Origin of the sequence: Streptomyces sp. PU-14G (genome assembly GCF_041028275.1) — a bacterium.
In the GTDB taxonomy this organism is placed as follows: domain Bacteria; phylum Actinomycetota; class Actinomycetes; order Streptomycetales; family Streptomycetaceae; genus Streptomyces.
Genome location: NZ_JASKYT010000579.1, coordinates 1 through 2,959, shown reverse-complemented (window position 1 = coordinate 2,959; position 2,959 = coordinate 1). Strand labels below are relative to the sequence as shown.

Annotated in this window: 3 protein-coding genes; 1 reads left to right on the top strand and 2 read right to left on the bottom strand. The window is 75.6% G+C overall.

The window, feature by feature from the left end:
- A partial coding sequence (locus AB8Z75_RS33590) for a cytochrome P450 (RefSeq protein WP_369208718.1) occupies positions 1–1,362 on the top strand: 1,362 nt, incomplete at its 5' end.
- Positions 1,363–1,460: 98 nt separating this feature from the next.
- Here AB8Z75_RS33590 and AB8Z75_RS33585 read toward each other — a convergent pair.
- Both AB8Z75_RS33585 and AB8Z75_RS33580 read right to left on the bottom strand, forming a co-directional pair.
- Complete coding sequence (locus AB8Z75_RS33585) at positions 1,461–2,072, bottom strand: hypothetical protein (protein ID WP_369208716.1); 612 nt, start codon at positions 2,070–2,072, stop codon at positions 1,461–1,463.
- A 171-nt stretch (positions 2,073–2,243) separates the two neighbouring features.
- A complete protein-coding gene (locus tag AB8Z75_RS33580; protein ID WP_369208714.1) occupies positions 2,244–2,918 on the bottom strand; it encodes an HAD family hydrolase in 675 nt (224 codons plus the stop codon).
- Positions 2,919–2,959 lie beyond the last annotated feature (41 nt).

The following is a 2,959-nucleotide window of genomic DNA, read 5'->3' as shown; positions in this document are numbered from 1 at the left end:
CCGCTGCCGCCGCTGGGTGCCCGTCAGGCGGCCGGCGTGGTGGGCGACGTGCTGCTGCCCGTGCTGGCGGGCGGAGTGATCGTGCGCAGGCCGCGCGCCATGTCGCTCCTCGAGCGCACCGGCTGGGACCGGCGGGGCGTGGAGCGGATGCGCGCGCTGCGCGACCAGCACGGCCCGGGGCCGCTGCCGCTGACGGTGCGCGGCCGGGCGTACGCGATGGTGCTGGACGCCGGCGACGCGGAACGCGTCCTCGCCGGCACTCCCGACCCGTTCAGCCCCGCGACGGCGGAGAAGCGCAGTTCCCTGGCGCAGTTCCAGCCGCACGGCGTGCTCATCTCAGCGGGGCGCGAGCGCGCCGAGCGGCGGGAGTTCGTCGAACAGGTGCTGGAGACGCCCGAGCCGCTGCACGATCTGGCAGGGCCGCTGACCGGCGTCATCCGCGAGGAGGCGGCGCAGCTGCTGGCCCAGGGCGAGCGGTCGGGCGAACTGCGCTGGGAGGACTTCGACGCCGCCTGGTGGCGGACGGTACGCCGGATCGTGCTGGGCGACGCCGCCCGGGACGACACGGCGCTCACCGCGCAACTGGGCGCGCTGCGCTCGGCCGCCAACTGGTCGCTGGCGGGACCGCGCCGCAAACGGCTGCGCAGCGCCTTCCTCGCGCGGGTGCGCTCCTACACCGCACACGCGCAGCCCGGCAGTCTCGCCGAGCGGGTCGCCCGGACCCCGGCTGCGACGGGCACCGACCGGGCGGGCCAGATCCCGCACTGGCTGTTCGCCTACGACGCGGCGGGCATGGCAGCGGCGCGGGCACTCGCGCTGCTGGCCACCCACCCGCAGGAGTGCGAGCAGGCGCGTGCCGAAGCGCTCAGCGGCACACCCACCGCCGCCCGCGAGCTGCCCTACCTGCGCGGCTGCGCACTGGAGTCGGTACGGCTGTGGCCGACGACGCCACTGATCCTGCGGGAGAGCACCGCCGAGACCTCGTGGGAGGGCGGCACGCTGCCGGCCGGCACCGTCTTCGCCCTCTACACGCCCTACCTGCACCGCGCCGATCCTGCCGGTTCGTACGCCGACAGCTTCGCACCCCGGCAGTGGACGGAGGAGACCGGGCGGCAGGCGCGCGCCAACCCGGCGCTCGTCCCCTTCAGTTCGGGGCCCGCGGGCTGCCCCGGCGAGAACCTGGTGCTGTTCACCGTCAGCACTCTGCTGGCCGCGCTGCTGGAAGGGCACGGCTACACCCTCGCCTCCCACCCCGAGCTGCGGCCCGCCGCACCGGTGCCCGCCACCCTCGACCACTTCGCGCTGCGCTTCCGGGTACATCCGTTGTCCGAAGGGCGTCCGGTGTCCGAGGGCATCCGGTGAGCGCGGGGTGAGCGGTCGGTGCTTGGGCACACGGCGAAGGGCGGGACCGGTCGTCCCGCCCTTCGCCGCTGTCCCGTCCGGGGGCGCCCCCCGGTGCGTCAGACCTCGTCCTCGTCCCTGGTCCGCATCGCGTCCTCCTCCGCGGCGAGGCCTCCGTCGCCGGTCTGCCGTCCGTAGACGTCCTGGCGGCGGGGCGGGGTCGCCTCGGGGTCGTTGCGCAGGTCTCCTGAGGCTTCGTCGGGCGGCCCGGAGACGGCCTCCCGTTCGGAGACCTCGGGCTGCTCCTCGGCGAGCCGCTCGTCGAGGGACTCGCCCTCACGCATCTCGGCGGGGGTGGGCGCGGAGCGGGTGACGGCCGTGGGCTCGTCACCCGGCACGGCCTCCTGCTGCGGGTCGCTGGCCCGCTGCTGTTCGGGGGTGCCGTCCTGCAGGTCGGGGATACCCTGCTGCTCCGGATCCGCACCCGGGTCGCCCGGCTCGGCGTACTCCTCGTCGGCCTCCGCCTGGGGCGTCAGGAACGAGGTGTCGAAGCCGCCGGTGTCCTGTCCCGGCCCGCGCGGCGGCGGGTCGGATTCCACGGGCGGGTTCCACGCCCCGCGATCGGCGCGGTCGCCCGGCAGCCGGCCCTCGGCGGGCCCCGCGCCCATCTCGGCGGCGTCCTCGGTGGTGACGCCCTCCTCCGCGGGGATGTCCCTGCCGTCTCCGGTCATGGTGGCCTCCTCTCGTTCGGATGCTCCGGGTACCCATCCCCGGCAACGGCTACGCGGGACGACCGCGCAGGTCGGGCCGGAAGCCGGGCGGCGGATCTCCGCACGTGTCCCGCTCCGGGCTGGTCACGTGTCCCCGCTCCAGCGGGGTCACGTGTCCCCGCTCCAGCGGGGTCACGTGTCCCGCTCCAGACGGGCGTAGGCGCTCTCGTCCAGCCGGGTGAGCAGGTCGGCGGGGCCCTCGTAGATCTCCTGGGCACCCGCCTCCTCCAGGTCGGCGCGGGGGATGCCGCCGGACAGGACGCCGAGCGCGGTGACCTCGGCGCGGGAGGCGGCCCGCATGTCCCACACGGAGTCGCCGATGAAGACGGTCTGCTCCCGGGCGGCGCCGACCAGGTCCCTGGCGTGCTCGACCGAGTCGGGGGCCGGTTTGCCCCGCTCGACGTCGGCGGCGCTGGCGAGGTGGGCGATGAGCTCGTCCACGTCCAGGGCCCGGCGCATCGCGGCCAGCTCGCCGCCGACCGCGGAGGTGACGAGCACGAGCACCCAGCCGCGGTCGTGCAGGGCGCGCAGCAGCTCCCGGGCGCCCTCCAGGGCGCCGAGCCTCTCGTGGCAGGTCGCGAAGAGGGTCTTGTGGGCGGCGCTGATCACCTGGTCCTGGTCGCGGTCCCGCCCCTCCCCCAGCACCTGCGCGATCAGGTCTCCTCCGCCCAGTCCGATGGCCCGGTGCAGCGTGGCGGTGGGCACCTTGTGCCCCGACTGGCGCAGCGCCTCCCACCAGGCGTGGACGTGCAGGTAGGTGGTGTCGGTGAGGGTGCCGTCGACGTCGAAGAGCGCGGCACGAGGCATGGTGGCTCCTTGGGGAGAGGGCGGTCAGGGGCGCGCGGGGG